This window comes from Mycolicibacterium mageritense (genome assembly GCF_010727475.1).
Classification (GTDB): domain Bacteria; phylum Actinomycetota; class Actinomycetes; order Mycobacteriales; family Mycobacteriaceae; genus Mycobacterium; species Mycobacterium mageritense.
In genome coordinates, this window is sequence record NZ_AP022567.1 from 5,687,381 (window position 1) to 5,704,678 (window position 17,298).

The following is a 17,298-nucleotide window of genomic DNA, read 5'->3' on the forward strand; positions in this document are numbered from 1 at the left end:
CGTGTGGTGTTACCGCCTGGTCGCGCCGTTCACGTTCGAACGCACCGACGTCGCGGAGCCCTCGCCGGAGTCACTGTGCGACGGGCAGGTGCTCCTGAAGTTCGAGGCCGCCGGGATCTGCGGCAGCGATCTGCCCGGATTCCGTGGTGCTCAAGGAAAACTCCCCGGCGACACCGGGTCTCGCGCCGCCGAGATGAACGGCTTCCCGATCCACGAGATCGCCGGCGAGGTGCTCGCGAGTCGCCATCCCGGTCACCTGCCGGGAGCCCGCGTGGTGGGTTGGGCCTCGGGCTTCGACGGTCTGATGGCCCGCGTGGTCGCAGACGGGAACGGCCTGGCTCCCTACGACTCGCAGCTGTCCCCGCAGTCAGCCGTCGGCCTGCAGCCGCTCGCGTGCGTGCTGTACGCCGTCGAGCAGCTCCCTGGACTTGCCGGGCGTCACGTCGCGGTGCTCGGGCAGGGCTCGATCGGCCTGCTGTTCTCCTATGTGGCAAAGGCTCTCGGTGCCGCCAAGATCACCGGCGTCGACCCGGTGGACCGCGCTCAGATCGGCCCGCGGTTCGGCGTCGACGACGTGGTCCGGGCTACCAGCGACCGGTGGGTTCGGCACCTCGACCCCCGCGACAAACCCGACGTCGTGATCGAGGCCGTCGGGCATCAGGTCGCAACCCTCAACCACGCGCTGGAGGCCGCGGCATTCGGCGGCACGGTCTTCTACTTCGGCGTGCCGGACGACGACAGCTATCCGATCAGCATGCGCACCATGCTGCGCAAGAACCTGACGCTGAAATCCGGCGTGACACTGGACCGCCGGCGGATGCTGCACAGTGCCGACGAGTTCGCCCGCGCGCATCCCGACCTCCTGCCTGCCTACATCACGCACACCTTCGGAATCGACGATGTGCAGGCCGCGTTCGAGTTGGCGTGCCTGCCGACGCCGGGCCGGGTCAAGATCGCGATCACCGCATGAACCCCAGCAGGCTGCAGGCAGTACTCGGCCGGCGCGAGCCGATGTGGGGCGGCTGGGTGGTGGGCCCGACCATGCTCGGACCCGAGGAGTTCGCGGCGGCGGGATACGACTATGTCGGATTCGACGTCCAGCACGGCTATCTCGACGACGCCGACGTGGCGCTGTTGTTGCGCCGGGTCGAGCATGTGCCGATCGCGACCGTGGTTCGGCTGCCGTCGGCTGATCCGGCACCGATCGGCCGGGTGCTCGACGCCGGCGCCGACGCCGTGATCATCGCGATGGTGGAATCGGCCGAGCACGCCGCACAAGCGGTCGCTGCCACCAGGTACGCGCCCGGCGGGGTTCGCAGCTTCGGCCCGTTACGCGCGAGCCTGGGACTCGACACCACGGCGCTCGAGGCCCGCGTGTCGGTCTTCGTGATGATCGAGACCGCACGTGGACTCGGCGCCGTCGACGACATCTGCGCGGTTCCGGGATTGACCGGGGTGTACGTCGGACCTGCCGATCTGGCCATCTCGATGGGATTTCGGCCTGCCGACGCCTGGACGCAGCCTGACGTCGGCGGGGCCATGGCGGCGATTCAATCCACTGCCACATCAGCGGGCCTCGTCACCGGGATTCACGCCGGTACCGGAAAACTCGGAAAGGCAGCGGCCGCACAGGGTTACCGCATGATCACGCTGACCTCCGAATCTCAGGCGTTGCGCCGTGGCGCGGCCGGGCATCTGCACGACGCGACCGGCCAGGCCGAGGACCGACAAGGGGGATACCACTGACCAAACCCACCGACCACGTGGCACTGGTGACCGGTGCGGCACGCGGCCAGGGCGCGGCAATCGTGCGCCGGCTGGTGGCCGACGGCTTCCGGGTGGCCGCCGCGGATCTGCTGGTCGACGAGTTACGGTCGAGCACAGCAGAATACGACGACGCCGTGATCGCCGTCGCGCTAGATGTCACGTCCCCCGATCAATGGCAAGCCGCCGTGGCGACGACGGTGGAGAGGTTCGGGTCGCTACGCACCCTGGTCAACAACGCCGGCGTGCTGCACCGGGCTCCGATCGCCGTCGAGACGCCGGACGGTTTCGAAAACAGTTGGCGCGTCAACTGCCTCGGCCCGTTCCTCGGAATCCGCGCGGCCCTCGAATCGCTGCGCCGCGTCGACGGCGCCGCCATCGTCAACACGTGCAGCACCGGTGCCATCCGGGCGTTTCCCGACCACGCCGCGTACGGGTCGGCCAAGTGGGCGCTGCGAGGTCTCACGCAGGTCGCCGCGGCCGAGCTGGGCCCGGCGGGGATCCGGGTCAACGCGGTGTTTCCCGGCCCGGTCGAGACGCCGATGCTCGACCCCGCCACCCAGCGCCGGCTCGCGGCCAGGGCCGTGACCGGGCGGCTCGGGAAGGCCACCGAGATCGCCGATGCGGTCGCGTTCCTGGTGTCCGACCACGCGTCGTTCATCACGGGATCCGAACTGGTCGTCGACGGCGGGCAATGCCTGCAGATCGGATGAGCATGCCCACGTCCATCGGGATCATCGGCGCCGGCCCGGGCGGGCTCGCGCTGGGAATCTTCTTGAAGAAAGCCGGTTTCGCCGACTTCACCATTTTCGACCGCGAGGACGGCGTCGGCGGAACGTGGCGGATCAACACCTATCCGGGTTTGGCGTGCGACGTGAAATCACATCTGTATTCGTACTCGTTCGATCTCAACGCCGAATGGTCGCGACTGTGGTCGGGGCAGCCGGAGATCCTGGCGTACTTCGAGCGCTGCGCACGGCGACACCAACTGGCCCCGCATCTCAAGCTCAACACCGAGGTGGTTGCCGCGCAGTGGGATTCCGATCACTGGTGCCTGAAGACCAAGGCGGGCGAGGAATACCGGTTCGATGTGGTGGTTTCGGCGGTGGGGTTGTTCACCCGGCCCGTGCTGCCCAACCTGGTCGAGGAGGAGCCGTTCACCGGCACTGTGATGCATTCCGCGCGGTGGGACCATTCGGTCGATTTCGACGGTGCGCGGGTGGCCGTGCTCGGCACCGGGTCGACCGCATCACAGGTCGTACCCGAATTGGCCAGGGTGGCCGGGCACGTGTACTCGGTGCAGCGCTCGCCGACGTGGATCCTGCCGAAACCGGACCGCGCGTACACCGAGCGGGAGCGCTGGCTCTTCGCCCATGTGCCACTGGCCAAGAAGATCTACCGGGCCAGGCTGTGGCTGCGCAGCGAGGCGAACATCGCCGTCATCGAGAACGGCAGCGAAAAGACGCAGCACTTCCGGGCGATCGCCATGAGGCTGCTCGAATCAACGGTCACCGATCCGGAATTGCGCAACCGCCTGACGCCGGATCATCCGTTGGGTTGCAAGCGGTTGGTGTTCTCGTCGGACTTCATCCCGACGCTGACCCGCCCCAACGTCGAGGTGGTCTCCAGCCCGGCGCGGGCGTTGCGGGCCCGGTCGTTGGTGACCGACGACGGGCGCGAACTCGATGTGGACGTGGTGGTGTGCGCGACGGGTTACGCCGCAGCCGACTATCTGGGCGAGATCGACGTGGTGGGGGAGGACGGAATCTCGTTGCGCGACACCTGGAATGACGGCGCATACGCCTATCTGGGGATGGCGGTGCCGGGCTTTCCGAACTTCTTCATGCTCTACGGGCCGAACACCAATGTGGGGTCCAACAGCGTCATCTTCATCCTGGAAGCGCAGGCCCGGTACATCGTGCGGGCGCTGAAGCACCTGCGCCGCAAAAAGAAGTCGTACGTGGCGGTGCGGCCCGATGTGATGGCCGCGTTCCTCAGCGACATCGACAGGTGGATGCAGGGCACGGTGTGGCTCACGCGCTGCAGCAGTTACTTTCGGGCGCCGAACGGCCGGGTCGTCACGCAATGGCCACGCAGCGCACGGGCATTCTGGACGATGACACGCCGTTTCCGGCCCCGCGCCTACGTTTTCGACCCGCCCGCGGTACGCGCAGGCGCACCGGCGGGCGCCACGTCCGGTCGCAGCGACGGTTAGCCGGATGGGTTGGCTCGATCGGCTCGATCCCGCGTTGCGGCACCTTGCCGAGGCGCGGACGGATCTCTCGCCCGCTGCACTGGGCGCAGTACGCGCGGGCCTGAACCGGCGGCGCCGGAACGCGGCGCGGATTCTCGACACCCCGGGTGTCGACATCTCCGGCGGCAGCGTCTCGCTCGGCCGGCGCACCGTCGCGATACGCCTCTTCCGCGGCGGTCCCGCACCGGCACCCGCGGTCGTCTACTGCCATTCCGGCGCGTTCGTCCTCGGCAACCTCGACACCGATCAGCTGCAGTGTGTGGAACTGGCCCGGCAAGGCGGGTGCGTCGTGATCGCGATGGACTACCGGTTGGCCCCGGAGCACCCCTTTCCCGCCGCGCTCGACGACGCGTTGCTGGTGCTGAGGTGGGTGGCTACCCGCTCGGACGAACTCGGAGTCGACCCGACGCGCATCGCGGTGGCAGGCAGCAGCGCAGGCGGGGCGTTGGCGGCCTTGATGGCCCAGCGGTCGGCCTCCGGGCAGGCACCACGAGTGGTGCTCCAGCTGTTGCACCAGCCGGTGCTCGACGACCGGCCGACCGTTTCCAAGCACCGGTTCGCCGACACGCCCGGCATCGACGGCCCGGCGGTCACGGCCATGTGGCAGCACTATGTCGCGGGCCGCGAGGTGCCCGAAGCCGTCCCGGCGCGCGCGGCCGATCTCACCGCAGTGGCACCGGCCGTGATCACGTGCTCGGAGCTGGATCCGCTGCGCGACGAGGCCCTGGATTACGCCCGCCGCCTCCTGGCGGCCGACGTGCCCACCGAGCTTCATGTTTTCCCGGGCACGTGCCACGGATTCGATTCGCTGCTGCCCGAGTGGGAGATCAGCCGACAGCTGTTTGCCCTGCAAGGAGCCGCGTTGCGGCGCGCCCTGTATTGACGTGTGCGTTAGCTGAGCTGCTCGGGGGCGCGCGAGGCCACCGATATGGGCGATAATGCCAATCTGCGTTACGGAGATCGCGCGACGGTCACCGTGCGGCGCGGTGTGACGGGGACGTCCGGCCGGTAGCCCTTCGGGCCGGTCAGATGCAGGTCAGCGATTGAGAGGTAGTTATGTCGGCCGACAACGACCGGCTCACGTACGCCAGAGACCCTAAGCACGCGAAAGACCCCGACTACGGTGAGCTCGACGTTCTGTTGAGCGGCTCGGTCCCGGCGATGTCCAACGGTCAGAGTCGACACGGGAACGCTCCGCCGGCGGTGTTGCCGTCCAGGTTCCCCAGGCCGGCGCCCCCGGCCGGCGAAGCCGAGATCACGGCGAAGATCCCGCCTGTCCCGGCCGACCCGCCTCGTCCGCCCGTCGGCGTGCCGGCCGAGAACTGGATACTGCAGACGCCCGTGCCGCCCCATGGCGCACCGGTTGCCGTGCCCCGCGCGATCGACAACTTCGCCCACGTCGGGGTGCGCTCCGCGGTCAAGATGCACTCGCGGCGAGGGTGGCGGCGGCTGCTGTACCGCACCACCCGCATCAACGTGGGTCTGTCGCGCGACGAACTGTACGAGCTCGACCTGTTCGCGCGCGTGCGCCGCAACGCCAGGGAGTCGTACCAGATCGGCGTCTTCGGGCTCAAAGGCGGCGTCGGCAAGACAGCGGTGACCGTGGCCCTCGGATCCGTGCTGAGCCAGGTGCGGGGCGACCGGATCCTGGCCATCGACGCCGACCCCGCGGGCGGCAACCTCGCCGACCGTGTCGGCAGGCAATCCGCGGCCACCGTTGCGGATCTGCTGGCGGCAAAGGACCTTTCGCGCTACACCGACGTTCGGGCCTTCACGAGCATGAACGAGTCGAAGCTCGAGGTGCTCGCCGGAGCCGAGTACAGCAGCTCACCCCGCGCGTTCGACGACACGGATTGGATCGCCTCCACGGGCATCGTGTCGCAGCACTACAACGTGGTGCTCGCCGATTGCGCGGCCGACATGTTCACCCCTGCGGCCCGCGGTGTGCTGGAGACGGTGTGCAGTGGCGTCATCGTGGCGAACGCGACGATCGACGGGGCCCGCCAAGCCGCGGTGACCCTCGACTGGTTGCGGCAGAACGGGCGGCACGATCTGTTGAGCCGGTCATGTGTCGTGGTCAACCACGTCGGGTCGGCCAAGCCCAACGTCGACATCGGTGACCTGGTGCATCAGTTCCAGAAGCATGTCGCGCCCGGGCGCGTGTTCGTGCTGCCGTGGGACAAGCACATCGCCGCGGGTACCGACATCCACCTCGACCTGCTGCGCCCGAAGTTCCGGCGGCGCGTTCTCGAGCTCGCCGCGGCGCTGTCCGAAGACTTCGAGACCCCGTTGGTCAACTGACCGATACGTGCTCCAACTCGCGTGCCACCGCGGCGTGGTACTTGTCGATGTTGGCCGGGTTGACCACCCGGAACAGCGCGTCCGGCAGCGGTGCGTCTCTGTACGCCTCGATCGTCATGGTCCGACGGAACAGCGTGACCTCGGCACCCGGTCGCGTGAACCGGTATTCCACGGTGATCCGGCCGGGCAGACCACCGTTGCCGTCCGCGTCATGTCCGAGGTTGCCCACCGAACTGAACACCCACACGCGCGGCCGCGTCGCAATGGCCAACTGCCATGTGTAGACGTGCGAACCGTCGGGCCCGGCCTCGGTCCAGGTGTCACCCACCTGCAGCGGCAGCCGGCCGGGCAGGTCGCCTACCCGGCCGCTGCCCGGGTAGGTCTTGGTCCAGTTGGCCGGATTGGTGACGAAATCGTAGACAGTCTCGGCGGATTGGCTGAACGCCGTCTCCGAGCTGGTGGTCACGATGCCCAATGGTGGTCACCTTTCTGATCGTCACAGGAGCCGGGCAACTCCGCGTGCACGTGCACCCGGGTGGCGTCGAAACTCAGAAATCCCTTGATGGGCAAGGATTCCGGCGGGGGTTCGGGGTAGCTCCAAGCGATGTCCTCGACCACGGTATCGCCGATGACGGCCGACCAGTAGGTCGCGGTGCCCTTGTAGTTGCAGTACGTGGTGGTCGCGCTGCGCCGCAACAGGTCGGTGCGCACGGCCGTGGGCTCGACGTAGAGCCGTGGCTCGAGCGCGGTCTCGAACACGATCACGGTGTCATCGGTGTCCGCCAGCACGGTGTCGGCGACCCACACGCGCAGACCGCGTCGTGTCGGCCGGCAGTCGACGCGGTGATAGGGATTGGGCGGGTAGTGCACCAGCCGGCGGCCCTCCTCGACCCATGCGTCGACCGCGTCCCACGGCACCGAGACATAACCCTCGGCCTCGGATACCGGCTCACACGGCAGACCGTCGACCTCGTCGCGGGGAAACGCATAGCTCAATGGATGTCCCGGCCGGTGCACCAACAGCGCACGTTCGGTGTCCAGCTTTCGGGTGTTTCCGACGAATGCCTCGATCCGGCGGGGGTGCGGCTCGACATATACGACGACACCGTCGATCGGCGGAGTGAACCAACCGGCCGGTCGTGGACCGAGCGGCCCGCTACCCGCCACGAGAGTCATTGCGGCTCCTCCTCTTTGGCGGCACGACTCGGCGATGACCCGAGTGCCCGCACCGGCGTGTGCGGACACCGTCGCGCCACAATAGGAGCTTTACAGATTGATGGATAAATGTCACGCTGTTGAGTGATACGCGCCATACCGGAGGGTGACGAGATGACGGTGACCAGATCGAGGCTCGACCGCCTGCCCGTCCGATCTGCCGAATCAACGCCCCGTGAATTGGATTGGACCCGTATGTCTCCTCAGCCTGCCCCCAGCACCGTGTCCTTCGTCCGGCCGCGCTCCGAGGCGGTGCTGTGCTACGAACTGAACGTCGTGGCGTCCACCACTGCGGCCGTGGTATCCGGACTCGGGGGTTGGCTCTTCGACCGGCGCATGGCCGGCTGGGGCGTCGGTGTCGCGTTGACCGATCGGGGCGACGACCGCGCGTTGCGGATTCTCGGCGCGAAAGTCGTTGAGCTGAGCGGCGTATGGGGATCCGGGCCCGGTGACGCCGAACGCGTGGCGTTGACCGTCGTCGCGACGGACCGGTTCGAATCCGATGGGGCCGTGCGGAGTCGGGGGCTCGACGCGCTGCACGCAGGCTCCGGGGGCATCGCGTTCTGGGGCCTGGCATGTCCCCGGTCGTTGAGCAGTCAGTTGTACCCGACGCGATACCGTCCGAGCACGGCCGCCCGGGCATTCAAGGCCCATGCCCTTGCCGCAGCGGGATTGCCGATGGCCGGGGCGGACGTGCCGGAGACGGTGTTCCGGTGCGGAACGGCAGCCGGTGCGCTGGACAGCGACCTGGTGCCGGTGTGGTGACACAGCCGAGCGTCTGATCCGCCCGGCGGGGTGCTGAATGTCGCTGTCTACCGGATCCAGCCGCGACGGCGCAGCCACCAGTCGCGTACCACGAGTGCCACGATGATGGCCGCGAAAGCGATCAGCGTCCAATCCTCGACGTGGCCGACGTGGTTGCCGCGCATCATGATCAGCAGGAAGGCCGCCGACAACAGGCCGCCGATGTGGATGACCTTGATGTTCTCCTTGGACCAACCCCAGGCAGCGGACGGCACGTCCTCGACGTCGACGCCGTTGTTGCGGTCCACCTCGGTGCTTGCCACGGGTTGCTCCTCGTAATCAGGCTGGCTTCGGGCTGCCCACATTCTGACATACGACATTGCGTCGTATGCAGCCGTCTCGGGTCAGGCGAGCCGGCCGTACCGGCGCAGCGCTTCGAGCCGTTCGGTCGCATGGTCGACGATGGGTTCGGGGTAGTGCTCGGGACGCGGCAGGCCCGGATCGTGCACGTCGTCGACATCGGCCAGCTCCGGAACCCACCGCCGCACGTAGTCGCCCTCCGGATCGAATTTCGCGCCCTGCAGCGTCGGATTGAACACGCGAAAGTACGGCGCGGCGTCTGTGCCGCAGCCTGCCGCCCACTGCCAACCGTGCTGGTTGTTGGCCACGTCTGCGTCCACCAGCTGGTCCAGGAACCAGCGCGCGCCCCACTGCCAGGGCAGGTGCAGATCCTTCACCAGAAACGACGCCGCGATCATCCGCACCCTGTTGTGCATGAATCCGGTCTGGGCGAGCTGGCGCATGCCCGCGTCCACGATCGGGAACCCGGTCCGGCCCGCCTTCCAGGCGTCGAACAACGTGCGTGCCTCGGCGTCGTCGTCGACTTCGATGGCGTCGAAGTCGCGGTTCCAGTTGTGCCAGGCGCTGTCCGGCCAGTGCTGCAGCACCGCGGCATAGAAGTCGCGGAAGGCGAGCTGCCGTAGATACGCGTCGGCCCCGGCACCTCCCTGTAGGTCGAGCACCATGGTCCGGGGGTGGATGGCACCGAACTTCAGGTGTGCGGACATGTGGCTGGTGGTGTCCCGGTCGGGCCGGTCGCGGTCGTCGGCGTACGCGGGCAGCGATGTCTCGACGAAACGCCGCCACTGTGCGTGTGCCGCCTGTTCTCCGGCGGCGATGCCGACATCCGGAGCGTGCGGTATTTCGATGTGGCCGAGGGACTTCGACGGCGCGATCCACGAGGCCGACCGGGCGCTGGTGCCTGCGGGCGCGCGCCAGCCGTGTTGGCACCAGGCCCGGAAATAGGGCGTGAAGACCTGGTACGGCGTGCCGTCGTTCTTGGTGACCCGGCCCGGTGACACCAGATACGGAGATCCCGTGGCGCACAAAGGCACGCCGCCGAGCGCGGCCCGCACGGCGTCGTCGCGTCGGCGCCCGAACGGCGTGTGGTCGTGCGAGACGTGCACCGACGCCGCGCCGACGGCTTCGGCCACGGCGGGTATCTGCTGCTCGGGCCTTCCCTCGACCACCAGCAGGTTGCCGCCGAGGTTGTCCCGCAAGGTGTGCAACGCCCGGTGGAGGTAGTGCAACCGGCGGGCGCCCGACGCGGCGAGCCGCGGATCGAGCACGTAGCAGGCCAGCACGTCGCCGTCGTGCTGCGCGGCGTCCAGCAGGGCGGGGTGGTCCGCCAATCGCAGATCTCGCCGAAACCACAGCACCGTGGGCATGCCGGCCATGTTACTGCCGCGCATCAAACTGACGCTTGCGATGACGTCATAATGATGTCATCATGACACCATGGACTTGCAGCCGTATGTAGACGCCGTCCGCCACGAACTCGGAGTGGCCGCCGCCGCGGGCGGCGCCGAGGCGGAGGCGCTGGCCCAGCGGCTCACCGCGCCGCTGGAATCGGCTTTGCGCCTGACGCTGCTGGAAGCCCTGTCGGAGGCGGCCGAGCAGATCACTCGGGACATCGCCCCCGGATCCGTCCACGTCCGTCTCAACGGCCGCGACCCCGAGTTCACGGTCGAACCCGCCGAGGCCGATGTGCCCGTGGCGCCGGTTGTGGATCCGGTGGAGGACGACGGTGGCGGCACCTGGCGTGTATCGCTACGGCTCCCCGAGAGCCTGCGCCCTGGTGTCGAAGGGGCGGCGCGCCGCGAGGGCGTGTCCGTGAACGCCTGGCTCGTGCGCGCGGCCGCCGCGGCGCTCGGCGGCGCCGGGCGCCAAAGCCGTACCGGTGACAAGACCTTCAGCGGCTGGGTCCGCTGAACCGAACGACAGGAGATGATCGATGACCACATTTCACACACCCGAACCCATTACGGCCGTCGTCGAGGTCGTGGCCGGCGCGGTGCGCCTGACCGCCACCGACCGTGACGACACGGTCGTCGACGTCAGGCCGCGCGACCCCGAGCGCGCCTCCGACGTACGCGCGGCCGAGCAGACCCGCGTCGACTACCACAACGGCACCCTCGTCGTGACCGCAGGCAGGAAGGTTCTGTCGTTGGGCCGCGGGGGAGCGGTACGCGTCGACATCGCCCTGCCGACGGGTTCGCGGCTCGATCTCTCGTCGGCATCGGCCGACGTCGACGCCGACGGTGTCTACTCGGATTGCCGCTTCGCGTCGGCAAGTGGTTCGGTCCGCGTGGCGACGGTCACCGGGAATCTCAAGGCGGACACCGCATCCGGTGATATCGCGGCCGGAGATGTCGCGGGGAACGCGCGGATCGCCACGGCATCCGGCGACGCCGCGATCGATAGGATCGAGGGGGACGTGAAGTTCCAGGCCGCCAGCGGCAACCTCACCATCGGCACCTTGCGCGGGCACGTCAAACACCAGGCCGCGTCGGGTTCGGTCACGGTCGCCGCCGCCGTCACCGGCGCCTTGCACGCGCAGACCGGAAGCGGCGAAGTCGAAGTCGGCGTTCCGGAAGGCACCGCGGCGCGACTGGAGCTCAAGACCCATTCCGGCACGGTCGACAACGGATTGCAGTCCTCGGACGGCCCGGCCGTCGGTGACGAGACCTTCGTCGTGCACGCCCGCACCGGCTCGGGGGACATCTCGATCCGCCGCGCCATCGGACCGGTGGTCACGGGGCCGACGGCCTAGTCAACGCTGTGCCGAGGATCGCAGCCACATGGTGACTGCGATCCTCGGCGTAAGCGGCACACGACCGACGGCTTAGGCCGGGTCGAACCGGAACACCGTCAAACGCCCTGCCAGTGCCTCGAATTCGTCGGGTGTGCCGTCGACGACCAGGCCGCTGCGCTTGGCGAAGCCGACGCCGACGGGCACCTTGACCGCGAACGCGCGCAAAACCGGGCGCGACTCGTCGGGTGTGAGTTCGACGATCTTCACGGGGCGGGACCGCCGGCCTCGCGTCAGCGTCCCGGCCCCGGCGGCGCGGGCATTGGCCGCCCAGTCCGAGCCGGGATACCCCGCGACCGTGTAGAGGCCGCCGTCGTGATCGAACGGCGTCATGGGCGTGCTGCGGGGCACCCCGGATTTCCGCCCCGGCACCGTGAGCACCATGGCGGGCCCGGTCGGGACGCCCAGGCGCTGCACGGCCATCATCACCTTGTTCATCGGCTTGAGCCAGCGGGGTGGGCGAGGCTCGGTCTGCTGTCCTGACATGTCTTGTCCTCCTCAGTCTTTCGTGAAGTGACCGCGGTGCTCGGCAGCCCAGTCGGCGAACGACGTGGCGGGCCTGCCGAGAATCTTGTCGACCTCGTGGGTCACCAGCGCGGGCCGGTCGACGGTGTCGGCCAGCAGGCCCATGTACGCGTCGGCGAACTCCGCGCCGAAGCCCAGGTCGACGAATCGTTGCCGCACGACATCGGTGGGCACCTCGCGGTAGTGCAGCGGCCGGCCCAACACCCGCCCGAGCGTGGCGACCAGTTCGGTGTTGGTCAGTGCCTGCGGCCCGGTCAGTGGGATGCGCTGTCCCACAAGGTCGTCCGTCAGCAACGCGACCGCCGCCACGGCGGAGATGTCGGCATCGGCGATCACCGCGGTCGACGCATTCGCATACGGACCGCTCACCACATCACCTGCCCGGATCTGGGCCGACCACATGCCGGCGAAGTTGGAGGCGAAGACCGTGGGCCGCAGGCTCACCCACTCCAGGCCGGAAGCCACGGCCAGCTGCTCGACTTCGCGGTTGCGGTCCCCGCGCACGCGTGACGGTTGCCGGGAATCGTCGTCATCGGCGTTGATCGCCGACAGTGCGACAAGGCGTCCAACCCCCGCGGCGCGGGCCAGTTCGACCGTCGCGGCCAGCTCCTGGCCCAGTGCCCGTGAGTTGAGGAAGACCGCCGAGGCGCCCGCGACGCCGTCGGCCGCGGATCGGACCGGCTCGACGCCGGGCGGAAACCCCGCGGTCTCGGGAGTGCGGGTGACCGCGCGCACGCGGGCTCCGGCGCGGACGAGTTCGGTGATGAGCGGGCGGCCGACATTTCCGGTGGCGCCCGTGACGAGAATTGTGTTCATGCGATCAAGGACGGGGAGGGCGTCCGAAAAGTTACCGGTGCGCGTCGGTAACTTTCCCGGCGCCGGATTCGTCGTAACCACATGAACGGCATCGAGACAGCCTGGCGAGACCACCACCCGTACCTGGTGAATCTCGCCTACCAGATGCTCGGCGACATCGGTGACGCCGAGGACATCGCGCAGGAGGCGTTCCTGCGGCTGTCCCGCACCGACTCCGAGCGAATCGACGACATCCGGGCCTGGCTCACCGTGGTGGCGGGCCGGCTGTGCCTGGACAGCCTGCGGTCCGCGCGGAGCCGGTTGGAACGCCCCGACGGCTCGGCCGCGGTGGACACCACCGCGGCCGTCGGCTCCGACCCGGCCGATCGCGTGACGCTCGACGACCAGGTCGCCGCGGCGGTGCTGACCGTGCTGACCCGGCTCAGCCCGGGTGAACGCGTCGCGTTCGTGCTGCACGACATCTTCCGCATCCCGTTCGACGACATCGCCGAAACCGTGGGGCGACCCGTCGGGACATGCCGTCAACTGGCGCGCAGGGCCCGGACGAAGGTGGCCGCGGCGGCGCCTCGGCTCAATGAGGTCAGTCCCGGCGAGCACCGCAAGGTCACCGACGCGTTCATCACCGCGTGCGCCAACGGGGATCTGCAAGCCCTCGCGGCGGTGCTCGATCCGAGCGTGTGGGGCGTCGGCACCGTGCTCACCGATTCGGCCCTGCGTCAGGTCCACCACGGCCGCCACGACGTCGCGACCAACCTGCTGCGCTACCTCGGCCCGGGGGCGACCGTGGTGTGCGCGGCCGAGCCCGTGCTGCTGGCCTTCGACCGGCGCAGGCTGTTCGCGGTCGTCGTGCTGACCATTCGGGACGGGCTGGTCGTCAAGATCGAAGCGACCGCCGACCCGACGGCCCGGGCACATTAGGGAAGGCCGGTCGGTGCGCGGCACAATGGAGCGGTGAGCGATACCCCGCGACAGCGCGTGCTGATCCTCGGTAGCACGGGTTCGATCGGCACCCAGGCGTTGGAGGTGATCGCCGCCAATCCCGATCGCTTCGAGGTGGTCGGCCTGGCTGCCGGCGGCGGCAATCCCGACCTGCTGGCCGCTCAACGGGCCCAAACCGGCGTCAGCGCGATCGCGGTCGCCGACCCGGCAGCCGCCGAGCGGGTCGGAGACGTCAGGTATGCCGGGCCGGACGCGGTCACTCGGCTGGTCGAGGACACCGAGGCCGACGTGGTTCTCAACGCCCTGGTCGGGGCGCTCGGCCTGCAACCCACCCTGGCCGCGCTGGCCTCGGGAGCCCGGCTGGCGCTGGCCAACAAGGAGTCGCTGGTGGCCGGCGGGCCGCTGGTCCTCAAGGCCGCGGCACCGGGTCAGATCGTGCCGGTCGACTCCGAACACTCGGCGATGGCGCAGTGCCTACGCGGCGGCACGGCCGACGAGGTCGACAAGATCGTGCTCACTGCGTCGGGTGGGCCGTTCTTGGGTTGGTCGTCCGACGACCTGCAGTCGGTCACCCCGGAGCAGGCCGGTAAGCATCCGACCTGGTCGATGGGCCCGATGAACACGCTGAACTCGGCGACCCTGGTCAACAAGGGACTCGAGCTCATCGAAACCCACCTGTTGTTCGGGATCGACTACGACCGCATCGAGGTCGTCGTGCATCCGCAGTCGATCGTGCATTCGATGGCCACGTTCACCGACGGCTCGACCCTGGCCCAGGCCAGCCCGCCCGACATGAAGCTGCCGATCGCGCTCGCACTGGGCTGGCCCGCCCGAGTTCCGGGCGCCGCCGCGGCATGCGACTTCACCACCGCCTCGACCTGGGAATTTCTCCCGCTGGACAACGAGGTGTTCCCCGCGGTGGACCTCGCGCGCCATGCCGGTAAGCGCGGCGGTTGCCTGACCGCGGTCTACAACGCGGCAAACGAAGAGGCCGCCGAGGCCTTCCTGGACGGCCGCATCGGTTTCCCGGCGATCGTGGAAACGGTCGGTGACGTGTTGCACGCTGCAGACCGGTGGGCCGCCGAACCCGCTACCGTGGAAGACGTACTCGACGCGCAGCGCTGGGCCAGGGAACAGGCCCAGCACATCGTCGAGCAGAAGACCACTAAAAAAGGGCTCGTTTCTAGATGATGTTCGCAATCGGCATCGTGCTGTTCGCGCTGGCCATCCTGGTATCAGTGGCGCTGCACGAATGCGGTCACATGTGGGTGGCGCGTGCCACGGGCATGAAGGTGCGCCGCTACTTCGTCGGCTTCGGTCCCACCCTGTGGTCGACGCGACGGCCCAACCGGCTCGGGGAGACCGAGTACGGCATCAAGGCCATCCCGCTCGGCGGCTTCTGCGACATCGCGGGCATGACCTCGGTCGATGAGATCGCGGCCGAGGACCGTCCCTACGCGATGTACCGGCAGAAGGTGTGGAAGCGCGTCGCGGTGCTGTTCGCCGGCCCCGCGATGAACTTCATCATCGGCCTGGTGCTCATCTACGGCATCGCGGTGACGTGGGGCTTGCCCAACATCAACCAGCCGACCACCGCCATTGTTGGTGAGACCGGTTGCGTTGCACCACAACTCAGCCTCGACAAGATGGGTGACTGCACGGGCCCGGGCCCGGCCGCACTTGCCGGCATCCAGGCAGGCGACGAGATCGTGAAGGTCGGCGACACCAAGGTCTCCGACTTCTCGTCGATGGCGGCCGCCATCCGCAAGCTCGACGGCCCGGTGCCCATCGAGCTCAAACGCGATGGCCGCACCATCAACGTCGTCGTCGACGTGGCCCAGACGCAGCGGTTCACCAGCACCGAGGCCAAGGAACCCACCACCGTCGGTGCGATCGGGGTGAGCGCGCCTGCCGTCGAACCGCCCGCGCAATACAACGTGCTCACCGCGGTGCCCGCGACCTTCACGTTCACCGGTGACCTCGCGGTCCAGCTCGGCAAGTCGCTCGCGAAGATCCCGACCAAGATCGGTGCCCTGGTGGAGGCCATCGGCGGCGGCGAACGCGACAAGGAAACCCCGATCAGCGTCGTGGGTGCCAGCATCATCGGCGGCGAGACGGTCGAGGCCGGGCTGTGGGTGGCGTTCTGGTTCTTCCTGGCCCAGCTGAACTTCGTGCTGGGCGCGGTGAACCTGGTGCCGCTGCTGCCGTTCGACGGCGGCCATATCGCCGTGGCCACCTACGAGAAGGTCCGAAATATGATTCGGGCGGCCCGCGGCAAAGTGGCCGCCGGGCCGGTCAACTACCTCAAACTTATGCCCGCCACGTATGTGGTGTTGGTGGTCGTGGTCGGTTACATGCTGCTGACCGTGACCGCAGACCTGGTCAACCCGCTCAGCATCTTCCAATAGGAGAACTCCGTGACGTCCATCGGTCTGGGTATGCCTGCGCCCCCCGCGCCTACGCTGGCGCCCCGGCGCAAGACCCGTCAGCTCATGGTCGGCGGCGTGGGTATCGGCAGTGAACACCCGATCGCCGTGCAGTCGATGTGCACGACCAAAACGCACGACGTCAACTCGACGCTGCAGCAGATCGCCGAGTTGACGGCGTCGGGCTGCGACATCGTCCGGGTGGCGTGCCCGCGCCAGGAGGACGCCGACGCACTGCCGGAGATCGCGCGGCACAGCCAGATCCCGGTGATCGCCGACATCCATTTCCAGCCCAAGTACATCTTCGCTGCGATCGACGCCGGATGCGCCGCGGTGCGCGTCAACCCGGGCAACATCAAGGAGTTCGACGGCCGGGTCAAGGAAGTCGCCAAGGCCGCGGGCGCCGCGGGCATCCCGATCCGCATCGGGGTCAACGCCGGCTCCCTGGACAAGCGGTTCATGGAGAAGTACGGCAAGGCCACGCCCGAGGCCCTGGTCGAGTCGGCGCTGTGGGAGGCCTCGTTGTTCGAGGAACACGGCTTCGGCGACATCAAGATCAGCGTCAAGCACAGCGACCCCGTCATCATGGTGGCGGCCTACGAGCAGCTCGCCGCGCAGTGTGACTATCCGCTGCACCTCGGCGTCACCGAGGCAGGCCCGGCATTCCAGGGCACCATCAAGTCCGCCGTGGCGTTCGGTGCGCTGCTGTCCAAGGGCATCGGAGACACCATCCGGGTGTCGCTGTCGGCGCCGCCGGCCGAGGAGGTCAAGGTCGGCAACCAGATCCTGGAGTCGCTGAACCTGCGGCCGCGCGGTTTGGAGATCGTGTCGTGCCCGTCGTGCGGGCGCGCGCAGGTCGACGTCTACACCCTGGCCAACGCGGTGACGGCCGGTCTCGACGGGCTCGACGTGCCGCTGCGGGTCGCGGTCATGGGCTGTGTGGTCAACGGGCCCGGTGAGGCGCGCGAAGCCGACCTCGGGGTGGCATCCGGAAACGGCAAGGGCCAGATCTTCGTCAAGGGCGAGGTCATCAAGACCGTGCCCGAGGCGCAGATCGTCGAAACGTTGATCGAAGAGGCCATGCGGCTCGCCGAACAACAGGGACCAAGTGATGCGAGCGGTTCGCCGGTGGTGACCGTAAGCTGAACATGGCCCTGTGAGCG

The 17,298-nt window shown here is 68.5% G+C and carries 19 protein-coding genes; 13 read left to right on the forward strand and 6 right to left on the reverse strand.

The genetic code is table 11. From position 1 onward, the window contains the following. Position 1: 1 nt before the first annotated feature. The 6 genes from G6N67_RS27370 (at position 2) to G6N67_RS27395 (ending at position 6,319) form a co-directional block, all read left to right on the forward strand. Entirely contained in the window at positions 2-970 is a 969-nt protein-coding gene (locus tag G6N67_RS27370; RefSeq protein ID WP_036436816.1) for a zinc-binding dehydrogenase, read from the forward strand. Beyond that, positions 967-1,746, forward strand: a complete 780-nt coding sequence (locus G6N67_RS27375) for an HpcH/HpaI aldolase family protein (protein ID WP_036438368.1) — start codon at positions 967-969, stop codon at positions 1,744-1,746. Before G6N67_RS27370 ends, G6N67_RS27375 begins: the two co-directional genes overlap by 4 nt. Before the next feature lie 17 nt (positions 1,747-1,763). After that, complete coding sequence (locus tag G6N67_RS27380) at positions 1,764-2,477, forward strand: SDR family NAD(P)-dependent oxidoreductase (RefSeq protein WP_230021707.1); 714 nt, start codon at positions 1,764-1,766, stop codon at positions 2,475-2,477. Continuing rightward, a complete protein-coding gene (locus tag G6N67_RS27385) occupies positions 2,459-3,979 on the forward strand; it encodes a flavin-containing monooxygenase (RefSeq protein WP_036436818.1) in 1,521 nt (506 codons plus the stop codon). The genes G6N67_RS27380 and G6N67_RS27385 overlap by 19 nt, the downstream gene beginning before the upstream one ends. Before the next feature lie 4 nt (positions 3,980-3,983). Further along, positions 3,984-4,901 carry an alpha/beta hydrolase gene (locus G6N67_RS27390; RefSeq protein ID WP_036436820.1) on the forward strand — a complete coding sequence of 306 codons (918 nt, stop codon included), beginning with the start codon at positions 3,984-3,986 and terminating at the stop codon, positions 4,899-4,901. Positions 4,902-5,074: 173 nt separating this feature from the next. Continuing rightward, the gene (locus G6N67_RS27395; RefSeq protein ID WP_036436822.1) at positions 5,075-6,319 is read left to right on the forward strand and encodes a MinD/ParA family ATP-binding protein; all 1,245 of its coding nucleotides are present in this window, start codon (positions 5,075-5,077) and stop codon (positions 6,317-6,319) included. On the opposite strand, the gene G6N67_RS27400 is transcribed toward G6N67_RS27395, so the two are convergent. Both G6N67_RS27400 and G6N67_RS27405 read right to left on the reverse strand, forming a co-directional pair. Beyond that, positions 6,312-6,794, reverse strand: coding sequence for an aldose epimerase family protein (locus G6N67_RS27400; protein WP_036436824.1), 483 nt, complete (start codon positions 6,792-6,794; stop codon positions 6,312-6,314). The two genes, G6N67_RS27395 and G6N67_RS27400, sit on opposite strands and share 8 nt — an antisense overlap. Then, positions 6,782-7,495, reverse strand: coding sequence for a DUF427 domain-containing protein (locus G6N67_RS27405; RefSeq protein WP_036436825.1), 714 nt, complete (start codon positions 7,493-7,495; stop codon positions 6,782-6,784). Before G6N67_RS27405 ends, G6N67_RS27400 begins: the two co-directional genes overlap by 13 nt. Before the next feature lie 234 nt (positions 7,496-7,729). Here G6N67_RS27405 and G6N67_RS27410 point away from each other — a divergent pair, with 234 nt between their 5' ends. Continuing rightward, positions 7,730-8,299, forward strand: coding sequence for a hypothetical protein (locus G6N67_RS27410; RefSeq protein ID WP_131524775.1), 570 nt, complete (start codon positions 7,730-7,732; stop codon positions 8,297-8,299). Positions 8,300-8,346: 47 nt separating this feature from the next. Here G6N67_RS27410 and G6N67_RS27415 read toward each other — a convergent pair whose 3' ends face one another. Both G6N67_RS27415 and G6N67_RS27420 read right to left on the reverse strand, forming a co-directional pair. Then, positions 8,347-8,601 carry a DUF2631 domain-containing protein gene (locus G6N67_RS27415; RefSeq protein WP_036436827.1) on the reverse strand — a complete coding sequence of 85 codons (255 nt, stop codon included), beginning with the start codon at positions 8,599-8,601 and terminating at the stop codon, positions 8,347-8,349. An 81-nt stretch (positions 8,602-8,682) separates the two neighbouring features. Continuing rightward, positions 8,683-10,005, reverse strand: coding sequence for a cryptochrome/photolyase family protein (locus G6N67_RS27420; protein WP_036438372.1), 1,323 nt, complete (start codon positions 10,003-10,005; stop codon positions 8,683-8,685). 70 nt (positions 10,006-10,075) lie between these two features. On the opposite strand from G6N67_RS27420, the gene G6N67_RS27425 reads away from it, so the two are divergent. Together G6N67_RS27425 and G6N67_RS27430 are read left to right on the forward strand one after the other, a co-directional pair. After that, the gene (locus tag G6N67_RS27425; protein WP_036436828.1) at positions 10,076-10,549 is read left to right on the forward strand and encodes a hypothetical protein; all 474 of its coding nucleotides are present in this window, start codon (positions 10,076-10,078) and stop codon (positions 10,547-10,549) included. A 22-nt stretch (positions 10,550-10,571) separates the two neighbouring features. Further along, positions 10,572-11,390: a DUF4097 family beta strand repeat-containing protein gene (locus tag G6N67_RS27430; RefSeq protein WP_036436831.1), complete on the forward strand. Its 819-nt coding sequence runs from the start codon at positions 10,572-10,574 to the stop codon at positions 11,388-11,390. 72 nt (positions 11,391-11,462) lie between these two features. Here G6N67_RS27430 and G6N67_RS27435 read toward each other — a convergent pair whose 3' ends face one another. Further along, entirely contained in the window at positions 11,463-11,915 is a 453-nt protein-coding gene (locus tag G6N67_RS27435; protein ID WP_036436834.1) for a nitroreductase family deazaflavin-dependent oxidoreductase, read from the reverse strand. Between the two features lie 12 nt (positions 11,916-11,927). After that, positions 11,928-12,770 carry an NmrA family NAD(P)-binding protein gene (locus G6N67_RS27440; protein ID WP_036436837.1) on the reverse strand — a complete coding sequence of 281 codons (843 nt, stop codon included), beginning with the start codon at positions 12,768-12,770 and terminating at the stop codon, positions 11,928-11,930. Between the two features lie 81 nt (positions 12,771-12,851). On the opposite strand from G6N67_RS27440, the gene sigI reads away from it, so the two are divergent. The 4 genes from sigI to ispG are packed head-to-tail and all read left to right on the forward strand — an operon-like array spanning position 12,852 to position 17,281. Further along, the gene (gene sigI, locus G6N67_RS27445) at positions 12,852-13,688 is read left to right on the forward strand and encodes an RNA polymerase sigma factor SigI (RefSeq protein WP_036436840.1); all 837 of its coding nucleotides are present in this window, start codon (positions 12,852-12,854) and stop codon (positions 13,686-13,688) included. A 33-nt stretch (positions 13,689-13,721) separates the two neighbouring features. Beyond that, complete coding sequence (dxr, locus tag G6N67_RS27450) at positions 13,722-14,900, forward strand: 1-deoxy-D-xylulose-5-phosphate reductoisomerase (RefSeq protein WP_036436843.1); 1,179 nt, start codon at positions 13,722-13,724, stop codon at positions 14,898-14,900. Next, positions 14,897-16,117: a M50 family metallopeptidase gene (locus G6N67_RS27455; RefSeq protein ID WP_036436844.1), complete on the forward strand. Its 1,221-nt coding sequence runs from the start codon at positions 14,897-14,899 to the stop codon at positions 16,115-16,117. The genes dxr and G6N67_RS27455 overlap by 4 nt, the downstream gene beginning before the upstream one ends. A 30-nt stretch (positions 16,118-16,147) precedes the next feature. Then, the gene (gene ispG, locus G6N67_RS27460) at positions 16,148-17,281 is read left to right on the forward strand and encodes a flavodoxin-dependent (E)-4-hydroxy-3-methylbut-2-enyl-diphosphate synthase (RefSeq protein WP_036436846.1); all 1,134 of its coding nucleotides are present in this window, start codon (positions 16,148-16,150) and stop codon (positions 17,279-17,281) included. Positions 17,282-17,298 lie beyond the last annotated feature (17 nt).